Here is a 14,621-nt window from a genome sequence, read left to right as displayed (position 1 = left end):
TCCTAAAACTTACATTTTAAGAAACTTTTGAATATACGCTTCATCGACGGCGTTTTTTCTTGGATTCCAACTTGGGAATCTTGATTATTTGTCCCGTCTTGAGTTTCGGGTTGCGAGGCAAGTCATTAAAGACTTCCACATAGCATTCCATGTCTGGTCCTAGATGGGCTCGGCATATGCTATAGAAAGTCTGTCCTTCTGCTATTTTGATTTCTTTTTCAGTTCCAACGATGCGATAAGCACCTAGGCGAACACGCTCATCCTTGGCAGCATAGGGGTCCACCTCTGGTTTAGGCTCTGGTTTAGGTTCTACCATGGATTCTGATTTTTGCTCTACCTTGGGCTCTTCTACAGGAACAGCCTCTACTGGTTCTGCAAGAACAGAATCATTCTGAACAACTACGCTATCGATGGTAACAAGCTTTTCAGCCACCGGTTCCTTCGCAGCAGTCTTTTCCTGTTCTGAGGCCACTTTATACATCGCATAACGATAACCGCCAAAGGCTGAAAGTCCCATCAAAGCCAGTACAACAAGAATGATTAATGGCCATTTCCACCACCGTACTGATTCCTCCTCTTCGTCCACAAACGATTGAAGGATTGGCTCCACTTCTGGTTCTGGTTCGGGTTCAGACTCTGGTTCGGGTTCTGATTCGGATTCCAGTTCAGGTTCGGCAACTGACTTAGAAATAGTCTTGGGTTCAACATCTGTCTCAGGTTTTTGGTCGGTCTCAATTTGGGGGGCCGATTCGGATTGTGAGAACTCAAGTACGGAAGCCTCTACAGGTTGCTCTTCCACTGCAGCCACCTCATCTATTTCCTCATCAGCCTTTACCGGTTCTTCTTCCGCAGCATCGTCATTGAGGTCTTCAAACTCCACACCCTCGTTCAAGACAACGGTTTCAAACTGTGAGAAAGGTTTATTAACCAGTTCTTTCATCACACTATCGGGGGTAAAAGAGACTTTCTCGTGACCTTCTATCACGACACGTTCACCCGTGCGTACACTAATACTCTCACGCGCCTCAACAGAGATAATCTTAAATGTTCCAAGTCCTTTAACCTTAACTTGTCCGTCTTTTTCCAGCCCTTGTAAGATGACTGCAAATACCTCAGAGGCAAACAGACTTGCGTCACGCTGCACAAGTCCACTTTTCCCTGCTAGACTCTTAGCAAGATCTTGTAACGTCAACTTTCCCATTCCTATTGTCCTCCCTTTAATTTATCCTTCCACGTTTGGTTGGGTTTAAAGTTCAACACTAGTTTCGGTGGTACCAGCATACGCTGACCTGTAGATGGATTGACCATGATGCGCTCCATCTTTTTCTTGGTTTCAAACAGTCCAAAGTTTGGCACGAGTACCGAATCGCCTTCCTGGAAAGCGTCACCCATGGCGTCAACCAAGAAGTTGACCATTCGTTGGGCATCTTTCGTCGAATAACCGGTGCGTTCCGCCAGTTCGGCAATAAATTCCTTGTTGTTCATATTCTCGTTGTTGCGTATAAGTCAAATTCTTCTGCATCAGTGATATAGGCATCATAGAAAGCACCTATCTGTAAGTGTTCTTCGGCAGGAATAAGTACCTCAGGGTCTACCTCAGGTGAACAGAATTCTGTGCGTCCAATCCAGTAGTCTCCCTCTTTCCTGTCAATAATGACACGTAAGTTCTTTCCAACCTTCTCACCTTCTATCTCGGCACTGATATTTTGTTGTACGCGCATCAGTTTATCCAGTCGTGACTGCTTCACTTCCGTCGGCACATCATCCTTATAGTGCTGTGCTGAGTAGGTGCCGTCCTCTTCAGAATAGGCAAAAGCACCCATACGTTCAAAGCGAGCCCACTTGGTAAACTCAATCAGTTCGCGAAAATCTTCATCGGTCTCACCAGGGAATCCCACCATGAGCGTTGTACGAATATGGATACCGGGTACTTCCCGTCGCATCCTTCTGATTAAATCGTAGGTTTGCTCCTTGGTTACATGTCGCTGCATTCGTTCCAACATATGGTCGGAGATATGCTGCAAAGCAATGTCAAGATAGTTACACACATTTTTCTTCTCGCGCATAACGCGTAGGAGGTCCCATGGGAAATGAGCTGGATAGGCATAGTGTAGTCTGATCCACTCCACACCTTCTATATCAGCCATCCGCTCTATCAGATCGGCAATATGCTGTTTGCCATCAATGTCTATCCCATAGTATGTCAGTTCCTGTGCGATGACCTGAAACTCTTTCGTTCCCTGACTGACCAAGTAACGAACTTCATCAAGAATCTCCTGCATCGGTCTACTCTGATGTTTCCCAGTAATAATGGGAATGGCACAATAGGCGCAATGGCGGTCACACCCCTCGGCTATCTTAAGATAGGCATAGTGGCGTGGCGTGGTAATATGACGATGAAGATGTTCTATTTGATCTTGAACTTGCGAATGATCCAACTCATCTAAGATTCCCCGATAGTTAAACTTCCCATACCATCCGTCAACCTCTGGAATCTCAGTTTCCAAGTCTGCCAAATAGCGCTCCGATAAGCATCCCATCACATAGATTCGTTCCAGTCGGCCCTCCTCCTTGGCCTGTACCAGTTCCAAAATAGTATCAATACTCTCCTGCTTGGCATCCTCTATAAATCCACAGGTATTGACAATGGCTATCTCGCCCTGCGGATTCTCCGCATCGTGGGTAACATGATAGCCACGCGATTCGAAGAGCCCCATCAAAGTCTCCGAATCAACTAGGTTCTTCGAGCACCCCAGTGTGATGATGTCTATCGTGGGCTTTTTATTCATGCTTAAAAAGTGAATCTACGAACTGACGCTTATTGAAGAGTTGCAGATCTTTCATCCCCTCGCCCAATCCGATATATTTCACGGGGACCTTTAGTTGATCTGAGATACCGATAACGACACCACCTTTGGCTGTTCCATCGAGTTTCGTGATAGCCAGACTGGTAATCTGGGTAACAGCGGCAAACTGTTTGGCTTGCTCGAAGGCGTTCTGTCCAGTAGACCCATCAAGGACTAGCATCACCTCGTCTGGAGCTTCTGGCAGCACTTTTTTCATCACGTCCTTGATTTTCTTCAACTCATTCATCAGACCGACTTTGTTGTGCAGACGACCTGCCGTGTCTATCAGCACGACGTCAGCACCGTTGGCTTTGGCACTCTGCAAGGTGTCGAAGGCTACAGAAGCAGGATCTGAACCCATCTGCTGTTTCACTACTGGCACGCCGACTCGCTCGCCCCAGATGCACAACTGCTCAACGGCAGCAGCGCGGAAAGTGTCAGCAGCACCCAGATAGACTTTCTTTCCGGCCTGCTTAAACTGCCAGGCCAACTTGCCAATAGTAGTGGTTTTTCCAACTCCATTGACTCCTACCACCAAGATGACGTAGGGTTTATGATCGTTGGGCAGTTCCCAATTATCGTTATCGTCCGAATTGTTTTCCGCCAGCAGCGAAGCAATCTCATCGCGTAGGATAGCATTCAATTCACTGGTTGACACGTATTTGTCGCGCGCAACACGCTCTTCAATACGTTCGATGATCTTCAGCGTTGTTTCCACACCGACATCCGACGTGATAAGAACCTCTTCCAGATTATCCAGCACATCGTCATCCACTTTCGACTTACCTGCCACGGCACGCGCTAGTTTGTCGAACACGCTAGTCTTGGTCTTCTCCAGGCCTTTGTCCAACGTTTCCTTTTTTTCCTTATTAAAAAAACCGAAAATACCCATAATATTACAATTTCAGCGCAAAGATACAAAAAAAAGCTGAAACCACCTTCAGTTTCAGCTTTTTCTATCGAGATTTTTTATATTAATTCTTAAAGAAGTCCTTAACAGCCTCGTTAGGAACCATCTGCTCGTCAAAGATGTAAGCACCCGTCTTGGGGCTCTTTACCATCTTGATGACCTTTGTGTATGCGCGACCATCCTTTGAACCTTCATGGAGGGTAGCGACGGTTTTCTTTGCCATGCTTTATATAGATTATTTAATCTCCTTATGCACAGTCATGCGCTTCAGGATGGGGTTATACTTCTTCAATTCCATTCTCTCTGGTGTGTTCTTACGGTTCTTCGTGGTGATGTAACGGCTTGTTCCGGGGAGTCCACTCTCCTTCATCTCCGTGCATTCCAGAATCACCTGAACTCGGTTACCCTTAGCTTTCTTTCCTGCCATAGTTGTTAGTCTCCTATTACTTTAATGTCCTTCCAATCAACATAACCCTTGGCAACAGCCTGCTTCAGGGCAGCGTCTAGACCTACCTTATTAATCATACGCAGACCAGCAGCACTGATCTTCAACTGAATCCAGCAAGCCTCCTCTACATAGTAAAACTTCTTGCTGAACAGGTTAACGTCAAAGCTGCGCTTTGTGCGATGCTTTGAGTGAGACACATTATTACCAATCTGTGCCTTCTTTCCCGTAATCTGACAAACTTTCGACATTTCTATCTACTTTTTATTTGTTCCTTAATTATAACTTATTCCAAACAGGGTGCAAAGGTACTTATTTTTAATGAGAAACGAGAACCGAGCAATAAGAAAAATCGCAATCTTAACATTTTTTAGCTATCCTTCTTCGTTTTCATTCTCACTTTTGAGGAAATCAAGGAACAATTGCATGACCGTATTCGTTGCAATAGCCAAATTGATGTCACGTCCGTGGTCTTCTTCCACTTTGACAGATACTTGTTTTTCTGGTGTTCCGCAAGCCAGCCATATAGTACCTACGGGGATTTCTTTCGTGCCACCCGTAGGTCCTGCAAAACCGGTTGATGCGATGGCATAGTCTGTATTCAGGGTCCTACATGCTCCCTTTACCATCTGTCGCGCGACTTCCTCGCAAACAGCAGTCTGCTCTTCCAGTACTTGCGGGTCAACGTTCAGCAACGACATCTTAATTTCGTCGACATAAGAGATAACACCGCCTTTGAAGTACTTCGAAGCGCCAGGCACAGAGATGATTGCTTCTGCGATACGACCGCCTGTACAACTTTCGGCAGTACCTACCGTCTTTTCCATTTCCCACAGCAGTTGACTGATTTCTCTGCTGATAATTTTGCTTTCAAAATCCATATGATTGAATTTTAATTAGACTATTTCTTATTTAAACGTGACTTTTGAGAATGCAGGAGCATCAATCGGACAGAACTCCTGATCCAGGTATTTAAAATAACCCACGATACCAATCATCGCGGCGTTGTCGGTGGTATAACTAAACTTAGGAATATAAACCGTCCATCCGAAGCGTTTTGCATGGTCGTGGAAAGCATTACGCAATCCATTGTTAGCACTCACGCCTCCGGCCACGGCAACATGTTTGATACCTGTCTGCTTGACGGCCAACTTGAGTTTTTTCATCAAGATATCCACGATGGTCCATTCCAGCGACGCCGCAATGTCTTCCTTGTGATGTTCTATGAAATCCGGATCTTCCTCCACCCATTTGCGCAGGTTATAGAGGAACGAGGTCTTCAGTCCGGAGAAACTGTAGTCTAGTCCAGGGATGTGAGGCTCGGCAAACTGGTATGCCTTAGGATTTCCCTGGCGAGCCAGTCGGTCGATAATAGGGCCACCTGGATAACCAAGTCCCATTACCTTCGAACACTTGTCGATTGCCTCACCTGCAGCATCGTCAATGGTCTGGCCTAGCACCTCCATATCGTTATAGGCACGCACTAGTACTATCTGTGAGTTACCTCCCGAAACGAGCAAACATATAAAGGGCAATGGTGGCTGACTTTGATCGTCGTCACTTTCCTTGATGAAATGCGCCATTACATGTCCTTGCAGGTGGTTAACGTCAATCAAGGGAATGCCCAACGAACGAGCAAAGCCTTTTGCGAAGTTGACACCCACCAGCAACGAACCCATCAGACCTGGACCGCGGGTGAATGCAACCGCAGACAACTGTTCCTTTAGAATGCCGGCACGCTTGATGGCTTCATGTACCACAGGCACCACATTCTGCTGGTGAGCACGACTTGCCAATTCGGGCACTACACCGCCATATGACTCATGTACGGCTTGTGATGCCGTCACGTTCGACAACAGCACACCGTTTTTTAAAACGGCAGCCGACGTGTCGTCACATGACGACTCTATACCTAATATATATACATCTTTCTGTGTATTCATGACCTTCAATGATTAATGACTCAACACTTCAACGCCGTGTTCGGTCATCAGCAGGGTATGTTCCCACTGAGCCGAAGGCAACTCGTCCTCCGAGATAACCTCCCATCCGTACGGGTCGTCAGCATCAACGAACACCTTCCATGTGCCCATGTTAATCATAGGTTCGATAGTGAACACCATACCAGGAACCAGCAGCATACCGTCGCCACGCTGGGAGAAATGGCACACCTCCGGTTCGTCATGGAACTTCACCCCAACGCCGTGACCACACAGGTCGCGTACTACGCCGTAGTGGTATTTCTTGGCATGTTTCTCGATGGCGCGGCCTATCTCATTCACTCCGTGCCAAGGCTTTGCCGCCTCCATGCCAATTTCCAGACATTCTTTGGTCACCTTAACCAGCTGTTCCTTCTCGGGGGTTGTCTTACCAATAATGAACATACGTGATGCGTCAGCATAGTAACCGTCAAGAATGGTGGTAAAATCAACGTTGATGATATCACCTTCCTCCAAGATATCGTCAGCTTTGGGAATGCCGTGACATACTACTTCGTTGATACTCGTACATACCGACATGGGGAATCCCTCATAATTCAGACAGGCAGGAATGGCTCCGTGCTTTTCGCAATAGTCGCGACATATCTGATCAATCTCCAGCGTTGACATACCGGCATGTATCGTCTCACCGACTGCATCCAACACGCCGGTATTGACGACACCCGAACGACGGATGCCTTCTATCTGTTCCGGAGTTCTGATTAAGTCGCGTGTAGGAACCAGTGCTCCTTTGTTTTCCAAGTACATGATGTGCTTATCTAGTTCCGAGGGCTGTTCCCCCGGTTTGCAATGCCATCTTCTTTTTACCATAGCTTTTCTCAATTTGAGTGCAAAGGTACAATTTTGGCACGATATTTGCAAATATATCGGCAGAAGATTATAATTAAACAGAAAAGTATATGCAAAAAGGTAACATCGGGGTTACAACCGAGAACATTTTCCCCGTCATCAAAAAGTTTCTCTACTCAGATCACGAGATTTTCCTGCGCGAGATGGTATCAAATGCCGTCGATGCCACACAGAAACTGAAAACGCTGGCTCAGCAGGGTGAGTTCAAAGGCGAAGAAGGCGACCTTACCGTTCATGTCAGCCTTGACAAGGATAAGGGCACCATCACCATCTCCGACCGCGGTATCGGAATGACCGAGGAGGAGATTGACAAGTACATCAACCAGATAGCTTTCTCGGGCGTCAATGATTTCCTAGAGAAATATAAGGACAATGCCAACAACATCATCGGCCATTTCGGACTGGGATTCTACTCTTCATTCATGGTATCGAAGAAAGTGGAAATCATTACCAAATCATACAAGGATGGTGCCAAGGCTGTCAAGTGGAGCTGCGACGGTTCGCCCGCCTATGAGATTGACGAGGCAGAGAAAGAAGACCGCGGTTCGGACATCATCCTCTATATCGACGACGACTGCAAGGAATTCCTGGAAAAGGAAAAGATCCAGCAGTTGCTGAACAAATACTGCAAGTTCATGGCTGTTCCCGTTGCCTTCGGCAAGAAACAGGAATGGTCGAGCGAGAAGAAGGAGATGGTTGACACCGACAAGGATAACGTCATCAACGATGTGGAGCCGTTATGGACTAAAGCCCCGTCAACATTGAAGGACGAGGATTACAAGTCGTTCTACCGCACGCTCTATCCTATGCACGATGAACCGATGTTCTGGATTCATCTGAATGTGGACTATCCGTTCAATCTTACGGGTATTCTCTACTTCCCCCGTATCAAGTCGAATATCGACTTGCAGCGCAACAAAATCCAGCTGTACTGCAACCAGGTGTTCGTCACCGATCAGGTGGAGGGCATCGTACCTGAATTCCTGACGCTGCTGCATGGTGTCATCGACTCACCTGACATTCCACTGAACGTAAGCCGTAGCTATCTACAGAGCGACCGTGAGGTAAAGAAGATTTCCACCTATATTACCAAGAAAGTGGCCGACCGTCTGCAGGCGATCTTCAAGGAAGACCGCAAGGGTTACGAGGAGAAATGGGATGACTTGAAACTGTTCATCAACTATGGTATGCTCAGCGAAGAGTCTTTCTACGACAAGGCAAAGGACTTTGCCCTGTTGAAGGACACCGAGGATAAATACTTTACCTTCGACGAATACAAGACCCTCATCGAGAGTGCCCAGAAAGACAAGGACGGTAACCTCATCTACCTATATGCCACCGACAAGGACGAGCAGTACTCATACATCCAGGCTGCCAAGGACAAGGGTTACAGCGTGCTGTTGCTGGACGGACAGTTGGACGTGCCTGCCATCCAGATGTTGGAGCAGAAGTTCGAGAAGTCACGCTTTACACGTGTGGACAGCGACATCATTGACCGCCTCATTGTCAAGGACGACGCACCGAAGTCAAACCTGTCAGAGGACGAGTCTGCCAATTTGTCACAAGTCTTCCGTTCACAGATGCCTAAGATAGAAAAGACGGAGTTTGTGGTTGAGGTACAGAGCCTTGGCGACCAGCAACGTCCCGTTGTCATCACACAGAACGAGTGGATGCGTCGTATGAAGGAGATGAGCAGATTCCAGCAGGGCATGAACTTTTATGCCCAGATGCCCGACTCGCTGAACCTTGTGCTGAACAGCGACCATCCGTTAGTAAAGCGTGTGCTTGACGACTGCAAGCAGAACACCGAGGAGGCACTGAAGCCTATCGAGGCCGAGTTGAAGGGACAGGAGGCCCGTCTAGCAGCAATCCGTCAGCAACAAGATAAGAAGAAACCCGAGGAGCTGACACAGGACGACAAGGACATGAAGGCCGAGACGGAGAAAGCTGTTGAGGAGCAGAAACAGAAGAAACAAGATGTGCTGAACAACTTTGCCGCCAAGAACGACATCGTTCACCAGCTCATCGACCTGGCATTGTTGCAAAACGGCATGTTGAAGGGTGAAGCGCTGGATAAATTCCTGAAACGTTCCGTTGACTTGATTAAATAAGCCAACTAAGACAAAGATAAAAGCCTGACCGTTGTGGTCAGGCTTTTTTATTGTTCTCTTCAAAGATGGTCATCCGTTCTTCCAATTGGTCGTACTGATGATCCTCGATGAATGAAGTGCAGACGCGCAATCCTTCCTGATGCGAACCGGTTGTAATCAGACAGATGGCCGACACCCCATAATACATCAGTTCCTTTGCCAACTCGCCGCTGGTCATTCCAGGATATCCTATGGTGAAATAGAATCCGTCAGCAACAGGTTGGTCTAAGTCCTTGTCATAGACAATATGGAATCCGTGGCGACAGAATATTTCTTTCAGTTTATGAGCTCGCTCGCCATAGACGCTTACCTCCTTACGGAAGTCATACTCCCCGTCAGTAGCAGCCTTCAACATGGCAGCCATTGCATACTGTGCCGAGTGACTGGTACCCGACGAGAGGGCATACAGCATACGTGTCGAGAAGACTAAGCCGAAGGGAAGTCCCTCGTAACGGGCAGCAAGATCGGCAAAATGACGATGGAACAATTTATTGGAGATACAGGTGACACCGATACGTTCGCCGGCATAACTGAATGCCTTGGAACCGGAAATCAACAGCATGTAATTATCCGTATACCGGCCTACCGATGCTTGATAAGGAGGTTGGAAGGGCACGCTGAGGTTCTGTCGGAAGTCCATGGCGAAGTAGGCAAGGTCTTCCATCACGATAGTGTCGTATTTTGTTGCTAGCGTACCAATAGTTTTCAGCTCGTCCTCATTCAGACAGATCCAAGCAGGATTGTTCGGATTGGAATAGACGATGGCGCAAATGTTACCCTTCTCCAGATAGCTCTCCACCTTAGGACCGAGTTTCTCGCCACGGAAGTCATAGACGTCAAAGGTCTCGTACTTCACACCCATCACCTGCAACTGCATCTTCTGCACAGGGAATCCTGGGTCAATAAACAACACAGTATCCTTCGATTTCTGAGCTTGCGAACAGGTGAGGAACGAAGCAAAAGTACCTTGCATGGAACCCGTCACAGGAACGCAGCCTTCGGGAGCCACATCCAGACCGATAAAGGCTTTGACAAAGCGGGAGGCCTCTTGTTTCAGAGCCGGCAGCCCCTGGATATCAGGATAACTATGGGCAATACCGTCTTGCAATGCTTTTACTTGAGCATCGACACCCACTTGGGCAGCAGGCAGACCAGGAATGCCCATTTCCATCTTAATGAACTCCACCCCACTCGCCTTCTCAGCTTTTGCAGCCACTTGCTTCACCTCGCGGATAGTGGCTTTTGCAAAATCATTGATGCCAAGTTCGGCAATCAGCCCATCCACTAATTCTTTTTTAATAGGAGTCTCTTTCATCGCTGTGCTTGTTTTCCTATGGCCAGTGCCTTGATATTGGCTTCAACGATAGCATCACCCTTTCGACCAAAGACACGACGGATGGCATCTTCCAACTTTTCATACTCAATACCCAATGCTTTCTGGGCTGCGCCCAGCAAAATCACGTTGGCAGAACGGGGGACACCAGCATCCTTAGCAGCCTGTTCGATGTCGAGCATAATAACATTAGGAAGTTTCTCTAAGTCACCCTTAATTACCTCAATCTCAGGATAGTTAGGTATATTTACAAAAGGAGTACTTGACGTGATAATCCAGCCATCTTTCGAGAGGAACGGCAGGTAGCGAAGTGCCTCCATAGGTTCCATTGAGATGATGACATCTGCCCCGCCCTTAGGAATCAGGTCACTCTGAATAGGGTCGCTGCTGATGCGCAGATTCGACTGCACGTCACCTCCACGCTGTGACATGCCGTGCACCTCTGCCTGCTTGATATACAGGTTTTCTTTCATGGCAGCTTCGCCAATAATAGTGGCAATAGAGAGAATACCCTGTCCACCTACGCCACATAATATAATATCTGTCTTCATTTTGCTGCTTTCTTTTGTTTAAGATGACGTTGTAATGTTTGCATACACTCGCGACGAGGAATGATGACACTGACACCGTGGTAGTTGATTTCAGCATCAATGGTCTTTTTGATTTCCTCCATGTTTTTGGGCAGGGGAACAACCACCTTCAGGTGATCATCGCTGACACCCAGTCCACGACAAATAGCCTCAAACTTATTGGTACCTGCCGAGTCCTGTCCGCCCGTCATAGCAGTTGTCAGGTTATCTGAAATAATCACGGTGATGTCAGCATTCTCGTTGACAGCATCCAGCAGACCCGTCATTCCTGAATGGGTGAACGTAGAATCGCCAATAATAGCGATAGCAGGCCACTGGCCAGCATCCGATGCGCCTTTAGCCATCGTAATGGAAGCACCCATATCCACGCACGAGTGAATAGCCTTATAGGGAGGTAGGAAACCCAACGTATAACAACCGATATCACCAAAAACGCGAGCATTGGGATAATTGAGCAGCACCTCGTTCAACGCAGCATAGACATCACGGTGACCACAACCCTGACAGAGTGCTGGCGGACGTGGAGCCACATCCTCGCATGGTGCATAGTTCTCGCCGATTTCCATTCCTAACGCCTTCTTGATGACATCGGGATTAAGTTCACCCGTACGGGGCAGTTCACCGGTCAGTCGTCCCTTGATGACAGCATTTCCCGGCATGACACCACGAACCTGATCCTCGATAAAGGGCTGACCTTCTTCGGCAATCAGCACAAACTCGCAATCGTCAGTCATACGACGAATCAACTTCTTAGGAATAGGATACTGCGAAATCTTCAATACCGGATAGGGACATCCGTTGGGGAAGCATTCCATCAGGTAGTTATAGGCAATACCGCTGGCTATAATACCCAGCTGCTGGTCTTTGCCGTCAACATACTGGTTGTACTGGCTGTCGACGGACATCTGCTCCAACAGTGGCTGTTGGGCGGTAACGATATCGTTGCGCTTGCGGGCAAAGGCAGGCAGCAACACCCAGTTGCTGGCCTTAGCATTATAATTCAGTGCATTTTGCTCACGTGGACTATCGGCAACCGTGACGACAGCGCGCGAATGTGCCATGCGGGTTGTGACACGCATAAGGATGGGCAACTGCAACTGCTCAGACATCTCATAAGCCTTCGACATCATGTCGTATGCCTCCTGCTGACTGCTGGGTTCCAGTGTCGGAATCATGGCAAACTTACCATAGAAACGAGAGTCCTGCTCGTCCTGTGAGGAGTGCATAGAGGGATCATCGGCCACTAGCACGACGATACCGCCATTGGTTCCCGTCATGGCTGAGTTGACAAACGGGTCGGCACAGACATTCAGTCCGACGTGCTTCATGCACACCAGTGCGCGCTTACCCATATACGACATACCCAGCGCTGCTTCCATGGCCGTTTTCTCATTGGTTGACCAACGACTATGAACGCCACGTTCTTTGGCTAACGGCGACTGTTGGATATACTCCGTAATCTCCGTAGATGGAGTGCCAGGATAGGCATAGACACCACTCAGTCCAGCGTCGAGCGCTCCCTGAGCAATGGCCTCGTCTCCTAATAACAACTTCTTCATATTCCTTATATTTGTGATGATTATTAACTGTTTAGTCGTGCAAAGATACAATTTATTTTTCAATAGTGCAAAAAAAAGAGCCGCAATCATTACTGATGCAGCTCTTTTTTATCTCGCTTATAAACGATTTCGCTTACTTTACCTTAGCTACGATAGCCTTGAAAGCCTCAGGATTGTTGAGGGCGAGGTCAGCGAGCACCTTGCGGTTGATCTCGATACCAGCCTTTGAGAGCGCTCCCATTAGGGCAGAATAGCTCATACCTTCCTGACGAGCGGCAGCGTTGATACGCTGAATCCACAGTGCACGGAAAGTGCGCTTCTTGTTCTTACGATCGCGATAAGCGTAGGTAAGACCCTTCTCCCAAGTGTTCTTGGCTACTGTCCAAACATTCTTGCGGGCACCAAAGTAACCGCGAGTGAGTTTCAGAATTCTTTTACGTTTTGCTTTTGATGCAACGTGATTGACTGATCTTGGCATAGTTTTCTTTACTTTTTAATGTTTGACAATAGGTGAATTAACGGAGACACAACAGGTCACGAACCTGCTTCATGTTTGATACGTCAACGATGGTTGAACCTACCAAGTTACGCTTCTGCTTCTTGGTCTTCTTAGTCAGAATGTGACTGTGGTAAGCATGATGTCTCTTGATCTTACCTGTACCGGTGAATGAGAATCTCTTCTTGGCACCGGAATTTGTCTTTACTTTTGGCATTGTTTTATAAAATTTAAATTGTTATTAATAAATCGGCGACTACGCATATACCGGGCGCGCCACCTTTTCTTTCTTCCTTTTTATTCGTCCTCGTTCTCTGTCAACTTCTTCAGCGCATCGGCACTGATTTTGGCATTGGCGAAAAGTCCGCCGTTCGAAGGCTTCTCAGCTGCTGACTGCTGCTTGGCATTCTCCTTGGCCTCTGCCTCTGATGCCTCACGGTCGCGTGCCTGCTGGCTCTTCTTGGCGACGCCTGCTTTCTTCGGAGCGAGATAGAGGAACATTTTCTTGCCTTCCAGCGATGGCATGCCCTCTACTTTACCGCACTCCTCCAGATCATTGGCAAAACGGAGCAGCAGGACCTCACCTTGCTCTTTGAAGAGGATGGAGCGTCCGCGGAAGAACACATAGGCGCGAACCTTGTTGCCTTCCTCTAGGAACTCCTTAGCATGCTTCAACTTAAACTGATAGTCATGCTCGTCGGTCTGAGGTCCGAAACGAATCTCCTTGACCTCTACCTTCACTTGTTTCGCCTTCATTTCCTTCTGGCGCTTTTTCTGCTGATAGAGGAATTTCGAATAGTCTATCAAACGGCAAACGGGAGGATTGGCATTGGGCGAAATCTCTACCAAGTCAACGCCTTGGTCGCGCGCCATGTCCAGAGCCTCACGAGTGGGGACTACGGTAGAACCGTCCTCTCCTACTATACGTACTTCGCGTACACGAATCTGTTCGTTGACGCGGTACTGATTCTTCATTTTGTCGTTCTTCATCAACTGTTTTTTACGAAATCGGGTGCAAAGGTACTAATATTCAAGCAAATAACAAAATAAAACATGGATTATTTTTGAGCATATTGGTTGTTTTTTCCACATTATTGTTTTTTTTCACATATCAAACAAAATACTGCACATTTTTTTTGCAAATGTACAGTATAGAATGTAATTATATCATCTTCAGTTATTTACAAAAACATAAAATCTAACACTGAGAGAAATTTGCAAGTTTATTAGAAAATTCTCTATTTTAGAGCAATAACTGCAAGCACCTTATACCACCCCCTTATATCAACTTTAAAGACATTAAAATCAGGATAGTTAGGATTAATAGAATGGCATACTACCTGCTTTTCGTCAATAGTACACGGAAAGACGTTCTTAATGATAATGCCGTTTACTGTGTCAAGGACGAATGTATGTCCCCAATCAATAAAAGCCTTATCGTTT

At 47.2% G+C, this 14,621-nt stretch carries 17 protein-coding genes and 1 pseudogene; 1 reads left to right on the top strand and 17 read right to left on the bottom strand.

All coding sequences use genetic code 11. The features are described from left to right. Positions 1 to 40: 40 nt before the first annotated feature. The 10 genes from BLU47_RS04495 to map form a co-directional block, all read right to left on the bottom strand. Positions 41 to 1,201, bottom strand: a complete 1,161-nt coding sequence (locus BLU47_RS04495) for an HU family DNA-binding protein (protein ID WP_091959031.1) — start codon at positions 1,199 to 1,201, stop codon at positions 41 to 43. Between the two features lie 2 nt (positions 1,202 to 1,203). Then, on the bottom strand, positions 1,204 to 1,485 hold the full coding sequence (locus tag BLU47_RS04490; protein WP_091959028.1) for an HU family DNA-binding protein: 282 nt from the start codon (positions 1,483 to 1,485) through the stop codon (positions 1,204 to 1,206). After that, positions 1,482 to 2,789: a 30S ribosomal protein S12 methylthiotransferase RimO gene (gene rimO, locus BLU47_RS04485; RefSeq protein ID WP_091959025.1), complete on the bottom strand. Its 1,308-nt coding sequence runs from the start codon at positions 2,787 to 2,789 to the stop codon at positions 1,482 to 1,484. The genes BLU47_RS04490 and rimO overlap by 4 nt, the downstream gene beginning before the upstream one ends. Next, positions 2,782 to 3,738: a signal recognition particle-docking protein FtsY gene (gene ftsY / locus BLU47_RS04480; RefSeq protein ID WP_091959022.1), complete on the bottom strand. Its 957-nt coding sequence runs from the start codon at positions 3,736 to 3,738 to the stop codon at positions 2,782 to 2,784. The genes rimO and ftsY overlap by 8 nt, the downstream gene beginning before the upstream one ends. A gap of 82 nt (positions 3,739 to 3,820) precedes the next feature. Further along, positions 3,821 to 3,979: a DUF4295 domain-containing protein gene (locus tag BLU47_RS04475; protein ID WP_006950479.1), complete on the bottom strand. Its 159-nt coding sequence runs from the start codon at positions 3,977 to 3,979 to the stop codon at positions 3,821 to 3,823. Between the two features lie 12 nt (positions 3,980 to 3,991). Further along, a complete protein-coding gene (rpmG, locus tag BLU47_RS04470; RefSeq protein ID WP_091959019.1) occupies positions 3,992 to 4,183 on the bottom strand; it encodes a 50S ribosomal protein L33 in 192 nt (63 codons plus the stop codon). 5 nt (positions 4,184 to 4,188) lie between these two features. After that, positions 4,189 to 4,452 carry a 50S ribosomal protein L28 gene (rpmB, locus tag BLU47_RS04465; RefSeq protein ID WP_091959014.1) on the bottom strand — a complete coding sequence of 88 codons (264 nt, stop codon included), beginning with the start codon at positions 4,450 to 4,452 and terminating at the stop codon, positions 4,189 to 4,191. Between the two features lie 123 nt (positions 4,453 to 4,575). Then, complete coding sequence (locus BLU47_RS04460; protein WP_091959011.1) at positions 4,576 to 5,082, bottom strand: CinA family protein; 507 nt, start codon at positions 5,080 to 5,082, stop codon at positions 4,576 to 4,578. Between the two features lie 27 nt (positions 5,083 to 5,109). Continuing rightward, positions 5,110 to 6,144: a tRNA (adenosine(37)-N6)-threonylcarbamoyltransferase complex transferase subunit TsaD gene (gene tsaD / locus BLU47_RS04455; protein WP_091959008.1), complete on the bottom strand. Its 1,035-nt coding sequence runs from the start codon at positions 6,142 to 6,144 to the stop codon at positions 5,110 to 5,112. 12 nt (positions 6,145 to 6,156) lie between these two features. Beyond that, positions 6,157 to 7,011, bottom strand: coding sequence for a type I methionyl aminopeptidase (map, locus tag BLU47_RS04450; protein ID WP_091959005.1), 855 nt, complete (start codon positions 7,009 to 7,011; stop codon positions 6,157 to 6,159). Between the two features lie 89 nt (positions 7,012 to 7,100). On the opposite strand from map, the gene htpG reads away from it, so the two are divergent. Then, positions 7,101 to 9,161, top strand: a complete 2,061-nt coding sequence (gene htpG / locus BLU47_RS04445; protein ID WP_091959002.1) for a molecular chaperone HtpG — start codon at positions 7,101 to 7,103, stop codon at positions 9,159 to 9,161. 37 nt (positions 9,162 to 9,198) lie between these two features. Here the strand turns inward: htpG and BLU47_RS04440 are convergent, their stop codons facing one another. From BLU47_RS04440 to BLU47_RS14960, 7 genes and pseudogenes are all read right to left on the bottom strand, one after another. Beyond that, entirely contained in the window at positions 9,199 to 10,515 is a 1,317-nt protein-coding gene (locus BLU47_RS04440; protein ID WP_091958999.1) for a pyridoxal phosphate-dependent aminotransferase, read from the bottom strand. After that, on the bottom strand, positions 10,512 to 11,084 hold the full coding sequence (locus BLU47_RS04435) for an indolepyruvate oxidoreductase subunit beta (protein WP_091958996.1): 573 nt from the start codon (positions 11,082 to 11,084) through the stop codon (positions 10,512 to 10,514). Before BLU47_RS04435 ends, BLU47_RS04440 begins: the two co-directional genes overlap by 4 nt. After that, the gene (locus tag BLU47_RS04430; protein WP_091958993.1) at positions 11,081 to 12,682 is read right to left on the bottom strand and encodes a thiamine pyrophosphate-dependent enzyme; all 1,602 of its coding nucleotides are present in this window, start codon (positions 12,680 to 12,682) and stop codon (positions 11,081 to 11,083) included. The genes BLU47_RS04435 and BLU47_RS04430 overlap by 4 nt, the downstream gene beginning before the upstream one ends. 133 nt (positions 12,683 to 12,815) lie before the next feature. Then, positions 12,816 to 13,160: a 50S ribosomal protein L20 gene (gene rplT / locus BLU47_RS04425; protein WP_091958990.1), complete on the bottom strand. Its 345-nt coding sequence runs from the start codon at positions 13,158 to 13,160 to the stop codon at positions 12,816 to 12,818. 37 nt (positions 13,161 to 13,197) lie between these two features. Beyond that, a complete protein-coding gene (gene rpmI / locus BLU47_RS04420) occupies positions 13,198 to 13,395 on the bottom strand; it encodes a 50S ribosomal protein L35 (protein WP_091958987.1) in 198 nt (65 codons plus the stop codon). Between the two features lie 80 nt (positions 13,396 to 13,475). Next, positions 13,476 to 14,168: a translation initiation factor IF-3 gene (gene infC, locus BLU47_RS04415; RefSeq protein ID WP_091958984.1), complete on the bottom strand. Its 693-nt coding sequence runs from the start codon at positions 14,166 to 14,168 to the stop codon at positions 13,476 to 13,478. A 248-nt stretch (positions 14,169 to 14,416) separates the two neighbouring features. Then, positions 14,417 to 14,621, bottom strand: a pseudogene (locus BLU47_RS14960) (helix-turn-helix transcriptional regulator); the annotation flags it as partial.

Source organism: Prevotella sp. tc2-28 (genome assembly GCF_900107705.1).
Taxonomy (GTDB): domain Bacteria; phylum Bacteroidota; class Bacteroidia; order Bacteroidales; family Bacteroidaceae; genus Prevotella.
The sequence above is the reverse complement of the archived record's forward strand: the minus strand, read 5'-3'. Positions and strand labels throughout refer to the sequence as shown.